At 57.9% G+C, this 16,168-nt stretch carries 15 protein-coding genes; 4 read left to right on the top strand and 11 right to left on the bottom strand.

Annotated elements, in window-relative coordinates:
* Positions 1–11: 11 nt before the first annotated feature.
* Together panD and acs are read left to right on the top strand one after the other, a co-directional pair.
* The gene (panD, locus tag D4A39_RS14985) at positions 12–392 is read left to right on the top strand and encodes an aspartate 1-decarboxylase (protein WP_022986169.1); all 381 of its coding nucleotides are present in this window, start codon (positions 12–14) and stop codon (positions 390–392) included.
* Positions 393–736: 344 nt separating this feature from the next.
* Positions 737–2,674 (top strand): acetate--CoA ligase, encoded by a 1,938-nt coding sequence (gene acs / locus D4A39_RS14980; RefSeq protein ID WP_022986170.1) that lies wholly within the window; start codon positions 737–739, stop codon positions 2,672–2,674.
* A 100-nt stretch (positions 2,675–2,774) separates the two neighbouring features.
* Here acs and D4A39_RS14975 read toward each other — a convergent pair whose 3' ends face one another.
* From D4A39_RS14975 to pip, 5 genes are all read right to left on the bottom strand, one after another.
* Entirely contained in the window at positions 2,775–3,722 is a 948-nt protein-coding gene (locus tag D4A39_RS14975; protein ID WP_022986171.1) for an alpha/beta hydrolase, read from the bottom strand.
* Positions 3,701–5,539: an Lnb N-terminal periplasmic domain-containing protein gene (locus tag D4A39_RS14970; protein WP_022986172.1), complete on the bottom strand. Its 1,839-nt coding sequence runs from the start codon at positions 5,537–5,539 to the stop codon at positions 3,701–3,703. The genes D4A39_RS14975 and D4A39_RS14970 overlap by 22 nt, the downstream gene beginning before the upstream one ends.
* Positions 5,540–5,633: 94 nt before the next feature.
* On the bottom strand, positions 5,634–6,116 hold the full coding sequence (locus D4A39_RS14965; protein ID WP_022986173.1) for a DUF3015 domain-containing protein: 483 nt from the start codon (positions 6,114–6,116) through the stop codon (positions 5,634–5,636).
* Positions 6,117–6,291: 175 nt separating this feature from the next.
* Positions 6,292–6,729, bottom strand: coding sequence for a D-aminoacyl-tRNA deacylase (gene dtd, locus D4A39_RS14960; RefSeq protein WP_022986174.1), 438 nt, complete (start codon positions 6,727–6,729; stop codon positions 6,292–6,294).
* Entirely contained in the window at positions 6,726–7,649 is a 924-nt protein-coding gene (gene pip / locus D4A39_RS14955; protein WP_022986175.1) for a prolyl aminopeptidase, read from the bottom strand. The genes dtd and pip overlap by 4 nt, the downstream gene beginning before the upstream one ends.
* Here pip and D4A39_RS14950 point away from each other — a divergent pair.
* Positions 7,648–8,106 carry a nuclear transport factor 2 family protein gene (locus D4A39_RS14950; RefSeq protein ID WP_022986176.1) on the top strand — a complete coding sequence of 153 codons (459 nt, stop codon included), beginning with the start codon at positions 7,648–7,650 and terminating at the stop codon, positions 8,104–8,106. The two genes, pip and D4A39_RS14950, sit on opposite strands and share 2 nt — an antisense overlap.
* Before the next feature lie 332 nt (positions 8,107–8,438).
* Here the strand turns inward: D4A39_RS14950 and glnG are convergent, their stop codons facing one another.
* The 6 genes from glnG to D4A39_RS14920 form a co-directional block, all read right to left on the bottom strand.
* The gene (gene glnG / locus D4A39_RS14945) at positions 8,439–9,872 is read right to left on the bottom strand and encodes a nitrogen regulation protein NR(I) (protein WP_022984399.1); all 1,434 of its coding nucleotides are present in this window, start codon (positions 9,870–9,872) and stop codon (positions 8,439–8,441) included.
* A gap of 34 nt (positions 9,873–9,906) precedes the next feature.
* Positions 9,907–10,986, bottom strand: a complete 1,080-nt coding sequence (glnL, locus tag D4A39_RS14940; protein ID WP_199699472.1) for a nitrogen regulation protein NR(II) — start codon at positions 10,984–10,986, stop codon at positions 9,907–9,909.
* A 168-nt stretch (positions 10,987–11,154) separates the two neighbouring features.
* Complete coding sequence (locus D4A39_RS14935; RefSeq protein ID WP_022984397.1) at positions 11,155–11,889, bottom strand: DUF4124 domain-containing protein; 735 nt, start codon at positions 11,887–11,889, stop codon at positions 11,155–11,157.
* A 179-nt stretch (positions 11,890–12,068) separates the two neighbouring features.
* A complete protein-coding gene (gene glnA / locus D4A39_RS14930; RefSeq protein ID WP_022984396.1) occupies positions 12,069–13,475 on the bottom strand; it encodes a glutamate--ammonia ligase in 1,407 nt (468 codons plus the stop codon).
* A gap of 229 nt (positions 13,476–13,704) precedes the next feature.
* On the bottom strand, positions 13,705–13,956 hold the full coding sequence (locus D4A39_RS14925) for a sulfurtransferase TusA family protein (RefSeq protein ID WP_022984395.1): 252 nt from the start codon (positions 13,954–13,956) through the stop codon (positions 13,705–13,707).
* 4 nt (positions 13,957–13,960) lie between these two features.
* The gene (locus D4A39_RS14920; RefSeq protein ID WP_119918483.1) at positions 13,961–15,046 is read right to left on the bottom strand and encodes a tRNA (5-methylaminomethyl-2-thiouridylate)-methyltransferase; all 1,086 of its coding nucleotides are present in this window, start codon (positions 15,044–15,046) and stop codon (positions 13,961–13,963) included.
* Between the two features lie 173 nt (positions 15,047–15,219).
* On the opposite strand from D4A39_RS14920, the gene D4A39_RS14915 reads away from it, so the two are divergent.
* Positions 15,220–16,167 (top strand): metallophosphoesterase, encoded by a 948-nt coding sequence (locus tag D4A39_RS14915; protein WP_119918482.1) that lies wholly within the window; start codon positions 15,220–15,222, stop codon positions 16,165–16,167.
* Position 16,168: the final 1 nt, after the last annotated feature.

Below are 16,168 nucleotides of genomic sequence, written 5' to 3'. Positions count from 1 at the left end.
AGGTAACCAACATGCAGTGCACCATGCTGAAAGCAAAACTCCATCAGGCTCGTGTCACCCACGCGGAACTCGAGTACGAAGGCTCCTGCGCCATCGATGGTGATCTGATGGACATGGCTGGTATCCTGGAGTACGAACAAATCCAGATTTATAACATCGACAACGGCGAGCGTTTTGAAACTTACGCGATCCGTGGCGAAGCCGGTTCCAAGATCATTTCGGTAAATGGTGCTGCCGCCCATAAGGCCCAGCCCGGCGACCGCGTGATCATCTGCGCCTATGCCAGCTACTCCAGCGCCGAACTGGTCAACTTCAAGCCCAGCCTTATTTACATGGATGAAGGCAACGCAGTTAAGGGCACCAGCAACGCGATCCCGGTACAGGTTGCCTGATACCCGATCCGTTACTGCCAGGATTCTGAAACGCCGGCTCATGCCGGCGTTTTTTTTATGTCGTTACGTGGCAACAGGCCCCCAAAGCAGCTTCACCCCAGCTCTGATTCGTGCCCACCCAAAGCACAGCCCCCCGCCCCYCTAACCCGCGATTCACTGTTAACTATTCACTATTCACGGCTCTTCTACTTGGCCATTCCTCTACGCATTGTTTACTCTTGGGGCACGCCGATTCCCCTACGACCATGGTGGAATACCCGTAGGCGGAACGAGCCACAATAATGAAGGAAAAACGGAGAGCGGTGTACGCGGCTCTCTACAGGCAGTATTCCAAGGAGGCCCTGATGTCCAAGCCCATCGTTCACCCTGTTCCAGACGATTTCAAAGCCCAGACCCTGATGACCCGCGAGCAATATGATGCCTGGTACCAACAGTCCATCAATGACCCGGAGACCTTCTGGGCAGACCGTGCCAATCAGTTTCTGGACTGGAAAACCCCCTGGGACAAGGTCAGTGACTGGGACTTCACAGAGGGCCGCGCGGCCTGGTTTCAGGGCGCGACCCTGAATGTCTGCTATAACTGCGTCGACCGTCATTTGCCCGAGCGGGCCAACCAGACCGCGATCATCTGGGAGGGCGACGAGCCCGACCAGGACAAGCACATCACCTATCAGCAGCTGTTCGAGGAAGTCAGCAAGTTCGGCAATGTCCTCAAACAGCGCGGCGTCAAAAAAGGCGACCGGGTCGTAATCTACATGCCCATGATCCCCGAAGCCGCCTATGCCATGCTGGCCTGCGCCCGTATCGGCGCCATCCACTCAGTTGTGTTTGGCGGCTTCTCTCCCGAAGCGCTGAAAGATCGCATCATTGATGCAGGCGCCTGCGCCGTCATCACCGCCGATGAAGGCGTTCGCGGCGGCAAGATCGTGCCCCTCAAGGTCAATGCGGACAAGGCCATGGACGGTATCGACAGCGTCCACACCTGTGTGACCGTGAAACGCACTGGCGGCGATGTGGCCTGGCAGGAGGCTCGCGATGTCTGGTACCACGACGCCATCGGCGATGCTTCGGCAGACTGCGAACCGGAATGGGTCGCTGCAGAAGATCCGCTGTTCACCCTGTACACCTCCGGCTCCACCGGCAAACCCAAAGGTGTGCTGCATACCTCTGCCGGCTACCTGCTCAATGCGGCACTGACTCACAAGTACGTCTTCGACTACAAGGAAGGTGACATCTACTGGTGCACCGCCGATGTGGGCTGGATTACCGGCCATAGCTATATCGTTTATGGCCCACTGGCCAACGGCGCCACCACCGTGATGTTCGAAGGGGTACCCACCTACCCGGATGCCTCACGTTGCTGGCAGGTGGTGGACAAGCACAAGGTCAACATCTTCTACACCGCCCCCACCGCCATTCGCGCCCTCATGGGGCTGGGCGATGCACCGGTAACACAAACCTCCCGTGCCAGCCTGAAACTGCTCGGTACCGTAGGTGAACCCATCAACCCCGAGGCCTGGGAGTGGTACTACAAGGTCGTGGGGGAATCGCGCTGCCCGATCGTCGACACCTGGTGGCAAACCGAAACCGGCGCCATCATGATCGCCCCGTTGCCCGGTGCTGTGGACCTGAAAGCAGGCTCTGCCACCTTGCCCATGTTCGGTATTGAACCGGTACTGATGGATCCCGACGGCAACGAGCTGGAGGGAGCCACCTCCGGCAATCTGGCCATTCGCTCCAGCTGGCCAAGCCAGATCCGCACGGTTTACGGTGATCACCAGCGCATGATCGATACCTATTTCAGCACCTACAAAGGCTATTACTTCACTGGCGACGGCGCCCGCCGTGACGAGGATGGTTACTACTGGATTACCGGCCGGGTGGACGACGTCCTGAACGTCTCCGGCCACCGTCTGGGCACAGCGGAAATCGAGTCGGCACTGGTGCTGCACCCGAGCATTTCTGAAGCCGCCGTGGTGGGCTACCAGCACGACGTGAAGGGTCAGGGCATCTATGCCTATGTCTCGCTGATGGCCGGCAAGGAAGGCAGTGATGAGCTGGTACAGGCGCTGCGTGATCTGGTCACTCAGGAAATCGGCCCCATCGCCAAACCGGACCTGATCCACTTTGCACCAGGCCTGCCCAAAACCCGCTCAGGCAAAATCATGCGACGCATTCTGCGCAAGATTGCCGCTGATGAACTGGACAGCCTGGGGGATACCTCCACCCTGGCAGACCCCGGCGTCGTTGATCAGCTGATTGAGACCCGCCTGAATCAGTAACAGCCTGCGGCGGGCGCAAGAAGGCCCTCATCCTCCTTGCGCCCCTGTCGCTGTCGCCAAGACGCCTCGCCCCTTCAGCAAGGGGCTGTTCAACAGCCTGCTAGAACCGATAAGCCCCATTCCCGGTGTCCGGGGACGGCGGGGGCACGATTGGCCCCTGGATTGGCGGTGGGGCAGGCTTGTCGCTGACCGGTTCTGGAGCCCGGGCTGAACACCCAGAGGTTTCCATGAAATCCACCAGCCGGTCCTGCACGTCCGGATCCCGGGTACTCTGGGTGTGCCCCCCATGCAGAGGCTGGAAGGTCTTGGGCGCCTGAGCGGCGGCATACAACCGCTCTCCATGGCTATAAGGGACCACTTCATCCTCGTCACTATGCAGTATCAGCAACGGGGTTGGCGCGATGCCGGCAATCCGGTTCTCCGGATCCTGCTCACGCGCAGGCATACCGGGCACCACCATCCAGCGCAACGGCCATAACAGCCAGCTTTTCTTCATCACGTCATCAGTGATATCCCGGTAACTGGCAAACGCGGCCTCCAGCACCACACAGTCCGCCGCACCGGCATTTTCCTCTTCACCCAGCACCGTTGCCGCCATGGCGCCCCCCAGGCTTTGCCCGAAAACAATCAAGGGCCCCGCGTCGTCGTGCACGCTCCGCAACCAATCCAGCCCCAGCTGCACGTCGTCATAGACCTCTGGCAGTCTTGGTTTGCCTTCAGAGAGGCCGTAACCCCGGTAGTCGATCAGAAAAACGTTATAGCCCCGTGCCGGCAACCACTGCACATTGGCCAGATGAGTCGAAATATTCTGGGCATTGCCGTGCAGAAAATAGACGGTCCCCTTCACTCCGGCAGCCTCCTGGGCAGGCAGCCACCAGCCATGAATACGCATGCCACGAGGGTGCAACAGCACAATATCCTCGTAGGCCAGGCCCTGATTTTCCGGGTTCTGCACCCAGGGCTTCATGGGGTAGAAATACAGTTTGGAGCAGCCTGCCATCAGGGTAAGCAGCCAGCCCAGCGCTATCAGTCGAAGTACCATCGCCATTGCAGTTTAAACTCGTTATCGCCATCCCCTCGCCAGCCTTCACGTTCAAGAGAGGCACGCACACCGTGCTGACGGGTCACCGCCCATTGCACGGCCAGTTGCGAGGTATAGCGATAGAAATCGTTGGTGAAATAATGCCCGACACTGCCCGCCTGCCATTGCCAGCGTCCCCGCCGATACAGGATGCCTGCATCCAGCCCGGCCCCCGGGGTCACAAAGGTGTCGAACTCGCTATTATTCTCCATCCGCAGGCTGGTTAACAGATACGGCTGCCAATTCCCCCACTGCCAGCTTCCTCCTGCCCCCCCTTGCAGATAACGCACCAACCGCCTGCGTCCAGCCCAGGCGCGCTCCAGACCGCCGTCCACGTACCAGCTCAATGGCTGAATGAACCGATTCCGTGGGGCCAGCGAACGAATACTCACCACTTGCAGGTCTTCCAGCTTGGCATCCCCTGATTCCGTACTGCGCAATGTGAGATCCAACCCTTCGATTTCTGCTCCACGCAAAAACCCATAAGGATTATCCAGCAAGTCATGGTAGGTCAGGCGATAACTGAGCTCGCCAAAATCCTGATTCCCTTCACGCTGGCCGCCGCTGATCGCCAGCATCTGGGTGCCATGGCCCTTTTCTGGCGGCTCCGGATCGAGGGTCTCCGGCACGGCTACCGGCGGCAGCTGGTTCATGGCCGTGAGCAATGCAAAGGAGTCCTTGGCCACCGCATCGGTACGCTCTTCCTTTCGGTATTTGAGTCGCAAATAGCGGTAAGCCACCGACGCCATGATCGCCCGGTCCGATGCCGACTCGGCCAGAAAGGCGTCACTGGTCAGCAGCGACGGATCATCGGCGAGTCGTCGTGCCAGGGCCTGCTGATTACCATTGAGTTGCTCACGCAAATTATTGAGCTCTACCGCCTTGGACGGCCGGTAGTGGCGCTCACGGATGATGCCGCGGTCATCCAGTGCCCGCACGGTATTGACCGGCACTTCGGCAAAGCGCAGCTCCGTGAGCAATTGCGAGCCAGGGCGGGCCACCTCAACCAACTCCAGCAACCGGAACGAACAATTCTCGTCGAAAAAGTAATAGTCGAAATTGATATCCTTGAGCTCCCAAAGGTGCTCAATCAACCAGTCGAGCTCCTGCTGGTCCAGGTCCAGGGTGTATTCCCACATATCGCGATTTTCCATGTGAGAGTATTCCTGGATCTTCTGGACATAGGGCACCAGCGCAAAACGCCCGGGATACCCTCCGGCGAGCCCACGATAAATATAGAAGAATGAATTGTCCTGGGCCGTGGACACGGCACCAAAATTTACCGCCCAGGATAACCAGACGGCCGAGTCCTCGCCCTGGTCCAGCCTCAGCAGCGTATGACCAAACATGGAAGAGGGGCTATTCAGGTAAGCGGCAGGAAAGACCAATACCGCTCGGCTAGCGGTAACCGCTGCCCGCCATTCACGGTACTGCGCGCAATGATCAAACGCGCCAGCCTGCTCCCAACCCAGCGACTGCGCCAGAAAACGGTACCGGGCCGGAAAGCGGCAACGAGCTTGCGCGCCGGGCGACTGCAATGCCTCATGGGTCGCCAGCAGCTCGGCAAGCGGATCCTCCTTGCCCGTTTCCGACAGGAAGAAGTTATCATCATCCACATAGCTGCGGTGACGGTCGCGTAGCGTTGCCCCCGGATTGATGTGCAACAGCGCTTGCCAGCGGTCACTGGCCGCCAGGGCATCCATGGAAACATCAGGTCGGGGTGGCGTGACCGCCACAGAAACTGCTGCCCAGCACAGCAGCACACACAGCAATCCAGTGCGCATGGGAAAATCCATCAGGCGGGTCAAACGAAATCACGTTCCCCAATAAAACAAAAGCCCCGCCATGGGCGGGGCCTGCGATCACCTGTCCGGGTACTTATACAGTGTACTTGGACAGATTCTGATCTTTCTTCATCACATCATTAATGCTGGCCATAACCTGCTTGGCGGTCACGTCCTGATGCGGGAAGATGGCAGCGAAGTTTTCGTGCATTACCGTGTTGAAATGCGCACGGTCAGACGCTTCAATGCCCATGGATACAGACAGTGCGGTCAGCGCTTCGCCTTCACCAGTGGCCATATCCTGTGCAACTTCTTCCATCACACCGGTCATACCCAGCAGGCTTTGGCCGCTGTAGGTCAGGGCGCCGCTGGTGTCACAACCATTGGTACCGGTGGTCATACCAAAAGTAGCGTTACCGGTGGTGCCGTTCACCAGGGTTGCCAGCAGATGCATCGGCATACCAGACTGGCCTTCGAAGAGCATATTGCCCCAGCCACAACCCGGGCCACCGGGTGCAACAGCCATGGCGGAAGTTGATGCGCCCAACATGGCGGCAGCAATCAGCGTCTTTTTCATCCTGAATTCCTCCAAGTTTTTATTAATCATCCCTGGGGATGCAGCCAAGCAACCACTGCTGTCCGCAAACAGCCAATGTGCCCTTCGCGGTGCTCTCCCCGTCACCCCTTTACAAGGCAACTCAACTCATCATAAACAAGGGCAACGGCTTTGCAATAAGCTTATTCCAAATTCATCACAACTCGAGCATAAAGGTCACGGGCCCATCATTGACCAGTGAAACCTTCATATCGGCAGCAAACACTCCAGTTTCCACCGGCACCCCGAGCCCTCGCAGACAAGTTACACTGTGCTCATAAAGCCTGCGCCCGTCATCCGGCGCGGCAGCGCCACTAAAGCTGGGACGCCGCCCCTTGCGGGTATCAGCAGCCAAGGTGAACTGTGATACCGCCAGCACGCTGCCCTGTACATCGCGCAGGTCCAGGTTCATTTTTCCGTCGTCATCGGAAAACACCCGATAGCCAACCACTCTCTTCGCCATTTTTGCCACCAGCGCTTCATCGTCATGCTTCTCAATCCCGACCAGCAACAGCAGGCCGTGGCCAATCGCCCCTACGGTCTGCCCGTCCACTTGCACGCTGGCGGACTGCACCCGCTGCATCAATACCTTCACACGCTTATCCTTGTTTCCATCCGCCGTACGGCCTGCACAAGCGCTTCGGCAATCGCGGGGTGCGACGACGAGTGAGAACCGCCCTCAACCCAGTGAAGTACGCTGTTGGGGAGCACCTTGTGTAACGCCAGAGCCTGATCCGCCGGGCACACAAAATCCCGATCACCCTGAATGATTTCCGTGGGAACCTGGCTACCCGCACATCGCTCAAGCAGGGGAGACGGCAAGAACCCCTGATGCAGGAAATAGTGGATTTCCTGCGTTGCCATACATAGCTCATCATCACTGCCAGCCCCGTCCGCCAGGGTTGGCATCAACGCCAGCGTCGCCTCCCAGTTACACCAGGCTCGAGCGTAGTGACGCGCCTTGGGAGTCTCGAGCCCACGACGATATCGCTCAAGAAGGCCACCCTCTCCTTCCGGGGCCGCCGCCAACAATCGCTGCCAGGCCTGTGGAAAGAGCCGGGCGGCGCCGCCCTCTGTGTATAGCCAGTCCCTGTCCTGTTGCCGGCAGAGAAAAACACCACGCAACACCATGCCCGAGACACGCTGAGGATGTTCTGCCAGATACGCCAGCGCCAGCGTAGCGCCCCATGAACCGCCAAAGACCATCCACTGATCCAGCCCCAGATGCGCCCGGATAGATTCCAGATCTGTCACCAGATCTGCTGTGGTATTGTCATGGATGCTGGCAAGCGGTCGGCTTTGCCCTGCGCCTCGCTGATCAAACACAATGATGCGAAACCGCTGCGGGTCGAAGAAGCGCCGCAGCACGGGAGAGCAGCCTCCACCGGGACCGCCATGTAGCACCACGACCGGTATGCCGTCGCGATTACCGCTCTCTTCAAGGTACAACTGGTGGCCTTGGCCAACGGAAAAATGGCCTTGCCGATAACATTCAATAGGGGGAAACAACGCCATGGGCACAGGACTGCCAGTCAGAAAAATTCCAGCATACCTGCTGCTTTTGGTGCTGCAACTGATGATTGCCGGTTGTAGCCAGTCACCGCCGGAAGAGGCCATCCGTCACGCACTCGACGAACTGGAACAGGCCATTGAAGACGGCGACACCGGCACCATCATGGACCGCCTGACCGACAACGCCAACGTCAGCCGCGGGCACCCCATGAATCGCAAGGAGCTGCAGCGAACCCTGATAGCGGCATTTTTCCGCTACCCCAAACGACAGGTCACGCTGGCCGGCATCCGCATCGAAGTGGATCCAGTCTCCCGTAAAACCGCCCGGGTCCGCTTCACCGCCATCGTCTGGGGTGGGCGCAATCTCTTACCGGAAAATGGCGATAGCTATCAAGTCGACAGCCACTGGGTGTATGACGGCAACTGGAAAATAGACTCTCTGGATGCGAGCGGGCAGTGAACAGTGAACAGTGAACAGTGAACAGTGAACAGTGAACAGGAACAGTGAACAGTGAACAGTGAACAGTGAACAGTGAACAGTGAACAGTGAACAGTGAACAGTGAACAGTGAACAGTGAACAGTGAACAGTGAACAGTGAACAGTGAACAGTGAACAGTGAACAGTGAAGGCTGCCCGAGCAGCATACCCTGTCAAGCTTTATTAGGCTTTTTCTTTGTGTTTAAAGGCATGAGGCCGCGCCCAGAATTTGGACGCGGCCTCATGCCTTTCAGATCACATAACGCGCGAACGCGCCGCTGTTAACTGTTCACTATTCACTCTTAACTGAAAAGTCAGTCATCATCTGCCCCACTCAACTGACTCTCCATTTCCAGCTCCTTGATCTTGCGAGTCAGGGTGTTTCGCCCCCAACCCAACAGGGCAGCGGCATCGCGTTTGCGGCCACCGGTATGCTGCAGGGCGACCTCGATCATGGTGCGTTCGAAGCCCGGCACCGCCTGATCAAGAATGCTTCGCTCGCCTTGCGACAGGGCGCGATCGGCCCAGTTGCGCAGGGATTTCAGCCAGTCACCGCTAACATCCCCACCCTTGCTGACCGTGCTCTCGCGCAGTTCTGGCGGCAGATCATCCACCAATACTTCGCGGCCAGAGGCCATTACGGTTAGCCAGCGGCAGGTATTTTCCAGCTGACGCACATTGCCCTGCCAGGACTGGGTGGACAGATACTTTTCGGTATCCTTGTGCAGCACCTTGGGCTCAACACCCAACTCATTGGCCGCCCGCTGCAGAAAATAATTGGCCAGCCGCGGGATATCTTCACGGCGCTCGGACAGGCGGGGAATATGGATGCGAATCACATTGAGGCGATGAAACAAATCCTCACGGAAGTCGCCTTCTTTCACCAGCTTTTCCAGATCCTGGTGGGTCGCGGCAATAATCCGCACATCTACATGAATCGGCGTGGTGCCACCAACGCGGTAGAATTCACTTTCCTGTAGCACCCGCAGCAACCGGGTCTGCGCTTCCAGCGGCATGTCCCCGATTTCGTCCAGGAACAGCGTGCCGCCATTGGCCTGCTCAAATCGACCAACCCGTTGATTGTTGGCACCGGTAAAGGCCCCTTTTTCATGGCCGAACAATTCGGATTCGATCAGGTCCTTCGGGATAGCCGCCATGTTCAGCGCCACGAAGTTTTTCTCCCGACGCATGGAATGGCGGTGCAGGGCACGGGCCACCAGCTCCTTACCGGTACCGGACTGACCATTGATCAGCACGGTTACATTGGAATGACTGAGACGGCCAATCGCCCGGAAGACTTCCTGCATGGCCGGCGCTTCGCCAATGATCTCGGTGGGGGCCTCTTCCACCGCGGCCGGGAATTCGCCGCGAGACTCTTCACGGTGCTTGAGCGCACGGCGCACCAGTGCGACCGCTTCGTCCACATCAAAGGGTTTGGGCAGGTATTCGAATGCCCCACCCTGGTAGGACGCCACTGCCGAGTCCAGATCCGAATGCGCAGTCATGATGATAACCGGCAAATCCGGATTCTTGCGCTGCAGGATCTTGAGCATGCGTAAGCCATCGGTACCCGGCATGCGCACATCACTGATCAGGACGTCCGGTTCCTGGCCGCCATTTTCCAGGGTATTGAGCGCTTCATCGGCATCTTCAAAGCAGGTGACGGCGTAATTTTCCTGACTCAGCGCTTTTTCCAGCACCCAACGAATGGAGCGGTCATCGTCTACAACCCAAATACTTTCGCTCATGACCTGCTTCTCCCAGGGATCGTGTCTGTGTCTTTCATGACTCTTCTGTCTCAATCAGCTCCGGCTGCTCCATGGGCAGCAAAAGGCTGAATACGGTTTCACCCGGCACACTTTCGCATTCGATCAGTCCATGATGCTGGCTGATGATCGACTGGGCGATGGAAAGGCCCAGCCCTGTGCCGCTGGCGCGGCCACTGACCATGGGATAGAACAGGGTTTCCTGTACTTCCGGGTCGATGCCGGGCCCGTTATCAATAATGTCTACGCGCAACACCAGCCGGTGCCTCAGCACCCCGATGGTGAACTGGCGCAGCACCCGGGTACGCATCACGATGCGCGCCTGTGGCGTTGACGATTCCAGCAGCGCCTGGGTGGCGTTACGGATCAGGTTCAGCAGCACCTGAATCAGTTGGTCCCGGTCGGCCACCACATCCGGCAAGCTGATATCGTAATCCCGCCAGATCGAGACGCCCTGGGGATGCTCAGCCAGTAACAACTGACGTACATGCTCCAGGCACTCATGCACATTGACCGGGCGAAACTCTGGCGGCTTGCGAGGCCCCAGCATGCGATCTGCCACAGAGCGCAAGCGATCCGCCTCATCAATAATGACCTTGGTGTACTCGGTCAGCTCAGGGTCTGGCAGGGCACGTTCCAGCAGCTGTGCAGCGCCGCGAATGCCCCCCAAGGGGTTCTTGATCTCGTGCGCCACACCCCGCACCAGCGCCCGGGTTGCCTGGTGGGCATGCAGCAACGCCTCCTCACGGGTAATGCGCAGCAACCGATCCAGCGCCTGAAGCTCCAACAGGAGGCACAGCGGCTGGCCGGGCTCATTGATGGGGCTGACCGAATAATCCACGGTGACCTCATTGCCCGGCGCCACAGACAAGCGCGCCTCCCGGCGCGTAAAGGGGTGCTCGTCACGGATGCACTGCTGCAGGGCAGACCGTGCCTCTTCATCGTCAAAGAAGTAATCGGGCAATGGCTGACCGATGGCGCGGACGGCACTGGTCGCGAGCAACATTTCTGCTGCCGGATTCAGATAACGCACGTGCAGCTCACTATCGAGCATGACCACTGCAGTGCGCAGGTGATCGAGTAACCGTTTGTGCAAGGCGACACCACTTATCAACTAATTGGCCCATAACAGGGCATAAGCAATTATCAGGCCACCTGAGAGAAACGGGTCAGACGCGCAAATCACGCCAAAGGGACATGAAAAAAGCCGTGAGGAGTGGTTAGTTTAGCGCGCCAAAGACAAGAAATGCACCATATGGGTGCATTAAGGGGTTTTCATTGCGGGGCGTCCGAGTGATGCAGGCCTGGCTACCGTGCCCGTGGATGCGCCAGCACCCGGAGTGGCTGCCCCACCCCTGGGCGCAGAAGCTCCTTGCGAAGCAGAACTCCCCGTACTTGCCTGGCGACCAATCACCGCAGGACCATTCCCTGGTCGGTACGACCCTACCGTACTGCGATGAATATAGATTTCGATAGACGCCGACTCGGTTACGACCTCACCCTCACTATCCACCACCATGGCCGTGAGAGTGTGGACCCCCCTGTCAGGGTTCAGCAACTGCAAACCAGGCAGCTCATTCCCGTTATCAAGGACAACCAGCTTATGGCCTTCCTGCAGGCCTGGAACAAGATCCACGCTGATCTTCACCGGCTCCTGAGGGTTGCGAATTGTACTGCCTGGCTCAGGCGCCGTAATGGCAATCGTATCGTACCCGGCAAACTCAGCCTCGCCACTCCCCGTGCCAGACACCGCTTCAACGGGAGCAACCGGCAGCTCCACGCGCTTGATTGGAACGGTATTGGTTTTGCGCAACTGCACCTCTTCAGTAGCAGCCGCACCTCCCGGCTTCTGATCAGTGAAAACGACGTTGCCGTTCTCATCGACGACCCGGTAGATTTTGGATGATGCCGCCGCATCAGCTCCCGACATATCCTCTGACTCGGCGTATACCACACCGGAACAGAGCGGCAACATCATCAGCATCCACAGCTTTTTCATTCTGACTCTCCACATTTATCTACCTGATTCTGGCCCGGAAAACTTTGTTCAAACAAGGAGAAAATGCACAAATTCGCATCCTTGCCTGCAACGACGGAAGTGAAGACCCGCCGTGACTGCAGCCAGACATAAAAAAAGCCCCCGACCAGCGGGGGCTTTTTCACTGCAATCCCAAGGGATTAGCAGGAGTAGTACATGTCGAACTCAACCGGATGCGGAGTCATGTTCAGACGCTCAATCTCACCACGCTTCAGGGAGATGTAGCCATCCAGCATGTCCTTGGTGAACACGTCACCTTCGGTCAGGAAGTCCATATCGGCTTCCAGGCAATCCAGCGCCATGGTCAGGGTATGAGCCACGGTGGGGATGTCTTTAGCTTCTTCAGCCGGCAGATCGTACAGATCCTTATCCATGGCATCGCCGGGGTGCAGCTTGTTCTTGATACCGTCAAGACCAGCCATCAGCAGTGCAGCGAAGCACAGGTAGGGGTTGGCAGACGGATCAGGGAAGCGCGCTTCGATACGACGCGCCTTGGCGCTGCTCACGAACGGAATACGGATGGACGCAGAGCGGTTACGGGCAGAGTAGGCCAACATTACCGGAGCTTCGAAACCGGGCACCAGACGCTTGTAAGAGTTGGTGGAACCGTTGGTGAAAGCGTTAAGGGCACGGGCGTGCTTGATGATACCACCGATGAAGTACAACGCTTCGTCGGACAGACCCGCATAGCCTTCGCCTGCGAACAGGTTCTTGCCATCTTTACCCAGGGACACGTGAACGTGCATACCGGAACCGTTGTCACCGATCAGCGGCTTGGGCATGAAGGTAGCGGTTTTGCCGTAGGCATGAGCCACGTTGTGCACGCAGTACTTGAGGATCTGAACTTCGTCAGCCTTGTTGGTCAGAGTGTTGGCGCCAACACCAATCTCACACTGACCAGCAGTACCTACTTCGTGGTGATGCACTTCGATGTTCAGACCCATGGATTCCATGGCGGAACACATGGCACCACGCAGGTCGTGCAGGCTGTCTACCGGAGGAACCGGGAAGTAACCACCTTTCACACCCGGACGGTGACCGATGTTGCCACCTTCGAAGTCTTCGTGGGAAACCCACGCAGCTTCTTCAGAGTGAATGTTGTACATGGAACCCTGCATGTCGGATTTCCACTGCACGGAATCAAATACGAAGAACTCCGGCTCAGGACCGAACAGGGCGGTGTCAGCGATACCGGTAGCCTTCAGGTACTCTTCGGCACGCTTGGCAACGGAACGCGGGTCACGCTCGTAACCGGTCATGGTGGACGGCTCGAGAATATCGCAACGCAGGTTCAGGGTGGCTACGTCAGTGAACGGGTCCAGAACGGCAGTAGAGTCGTCAGGCATCATCACCATGTCGGACTCGTTGATGCCTTTCCAGCCAGCGATGGAAGAACCGTCAAACATCTTGCCGTCGGTGAAGAAATCTTCGTCGATTTCACCCACCGGCAGAGTAACGTGCTGCTCCTTGCCACGGCTATCCGTGAAGCGCAGGTCCACCCATTTCACATCGTTTTCTTTAATCAGCTTGAGGGTCTTTTCAGACATTGTCGTGCGTCCTCCTAAGGAACAGCGGGTTTATCTCTGACTCGACATATTGCACCGGCATGGAGCAACACAGAGAGCCGGTATTCTCGGCCAAGGGGCCACTAATGCCAATAGGGAGGCAAATACCATGCCAGCCCTTTTTTAGCGCATACCCCCCGGCTACCGGGGGCTCACCACGTCACGCATCACCATAATGCACACCAATGGTGCGCAATGACCGCATGAAGCACTAAAATAGTGCACCATTATCCTCGCCGACGCGCAAGACCACAAAACACTCATTGCCCTGTTCGCCGGTTTCCAGCACTTCGTGGCCGTTAATCCGACACCAGGCCGGGATATCGTTCAGCGCGCCCGGATCAGTACAGACCACCTTGAGACAATCCCCGGTGGACAATGTACGCACCTTGTTCTGCGTTTTGATGACCGGCATCGGGCACAGTAGGCGGCGGGTATCCAGGTCGTGAATCACATCAGTCATATCACTACCCCACATTCCAGGCAGGCAAAACATCATCAGGCTGCGCCGGCCTTACCGTCACCTGGCGAGCCACACCATCCGGCTGGCGAATTTCCAACGTCACCTCGTCAAGCACTCGCCCCTTGGAATAACGGGCCACAATCGCAGCAGCCTGCTGGAGCTCTTCGTCAGATTCGAAGCTGCCATCCACTAGGGCAAGAGGCCCCGGACAGCTTACCGTGGTGATACTGGAGAACATATAGCGGTAGCCCTCCAGAAAGCGATTCTCGCCTTCCTCACGGCTAATGATCAACTTGTAGTGGGGTTTCGGCCGCAGGTGGCGCCCCACCTTCAATAACATAATGTCATCAAGCTCGTAGCGTCGCTCATTGCGGGCTTTCCAAAGGTCTGACAGCTTGTTGGAATAGGATTCGTCGGTGAGGAAACAGCACCCTCCGGCCGGCTGGGCAAAATCATCCAGTCCAAATTTCTTCGCCAACGCCATCTGCGGTTTACGGTTGCGGCCAGAAAAATCGTGCAGCTCATCGCGGTTCACCCACCCCTCTCGCTCGGGCAAGGTTGGGGGCAGATTCCTGGCACAGAGCGGGCGCAACAATCGATCGTCCGCCCCGGACTCCTGACTGATGATCGGCATGGTTTCCTTACGCTGGCTCTTGGGCCGCTGGCCAATCACTTCGCCTGTCACAATGAAGTCAAACCCGCGATCGCCAGCGAACTCTCGCGCCTTGTTGATCATCAAGGTGGCCTGATTGACCATGAAAATCTTGCAGTCGAGGCAGGGGTTCAGGTTGGCGCCGTAGCCGTGCCTGGGGTTCAGCACCACATCCTTGTACTCCTCAGAGATATCAATGATGTGCAGTTTGATACCAAGCTGTTCGGCCACCCACAGGGAGTTATTGCGCTTTTCCTTGTCCTTGTCCTTCTTGCGAATGGCATGGGTATGCCCTTCCACACAGAAGCCGGTGAAAAAGTTCACCCCTTCCACTTCGATGCCCTGCTCCTGCATGACCTTCACGGCCAGCATGGAATCCAGTCCGCCGGACACCAGCGCGATCGCGCGCCGCTTGATGGGTTGGGTTGCCTGTGTCATGTGAAAAACCTGTGCTGGGGGCCGCACTGCCTGCCGCCCTGGCTCGAAAATTGGGCGGCGAAGTATAGCAATGGCGGGACCTGCACGCATCCATCCCCCATGCCGCCTGTCACTTGAATGTCATCCCAAGACGGCACACTCCTGCTCCACACGCTGTATATGGAGCGTCCTGCATGAGACGCTGGCTTAGCTACGCAGCCCTTTTTGTGGCAATCGCATTCACTGCCGCAGGCCTTGGCTGGTGGTTCCATACCCCCCACGGCCCCTGGCTGGTACATGACCGCCCACTGGCCGGACAGCGGGTGTGCGCCATCGGTGATGGTGGCTGGGGGAATCCGGCGTCACTGGCCGTCGGTCAGGCCCTGGTGACACTGGGCTGCGACCAGATCCGCTATCTGGGCGACCTGGTCTATCCTGATGGCATCCTGGACGCCAATGATCCGCTCATCGACAGCCGCTTCCTGCCACCCCTGCAGCCAGCGGTGGATGCTGGTATTCCTGTCTATATGGTGCTGGGTAACCATGACTGGAAACAGAACGGAGAGGCCTGGCTTGAGGTGGCACGCCGCCACCCGCTGATCCACCTTCCCCACTTTTACTACTTTGAACAGTGGCCAGACGCCTGTGCGTTCAGTCTGGAGACAACCTGGTTCGAAAAGTGGTATTACTTTCACCGGCAAATCAATTGGCTCACGGCCAGCCAACAGATGGCTCACGCACATGGCTGCCAATTCAGCCTGGGGTTTGCCCATCACCCCATGTTCAGTACCGGCTCCCATGGCAACGCCCATGAAATGATTAACCTTGGCCTGAAACAGAAACTGATCGGTCATCTGGACTTGCTGGTCGGCGGCCACGACCACATCCTGTCTGATGAAGGGGAGTACCAGGACACCCGGCAGCTGATATCCGGTTCCGCCAGCATCACCAATGATCTTGGCCCTGCCAGCAACGCACAGCACTTCACGCGCGCCACCCACGGCCTGATAACTCTGGATTTTGAAAAGACCGACGCAGGCCTGCGCGTCGACTACCGCTTTTACAGTGTGCTCGGCAATCCGCAGGATCCGCTGATCACCCTGCTGTGGCAGGGTGACCAGAACGGGCAGGGAATCCGCTAGC

It is taken from the genome of Alcanivorax profundi (genome assembly GCF_003597125.1).
Taxonomy (GTDB): Bacteria; Pseudomonadota; Gammaproteobacteria; order Pseudomonadales; family Alcanivoracaceae; genus Alcanivorax; species Alcanivorax profundi.
The sequence above is the reverse complement of the archived record's forward strand: the minus strand, read 5'-3'. Positions and strand labels throughout refer to the sequence as shown.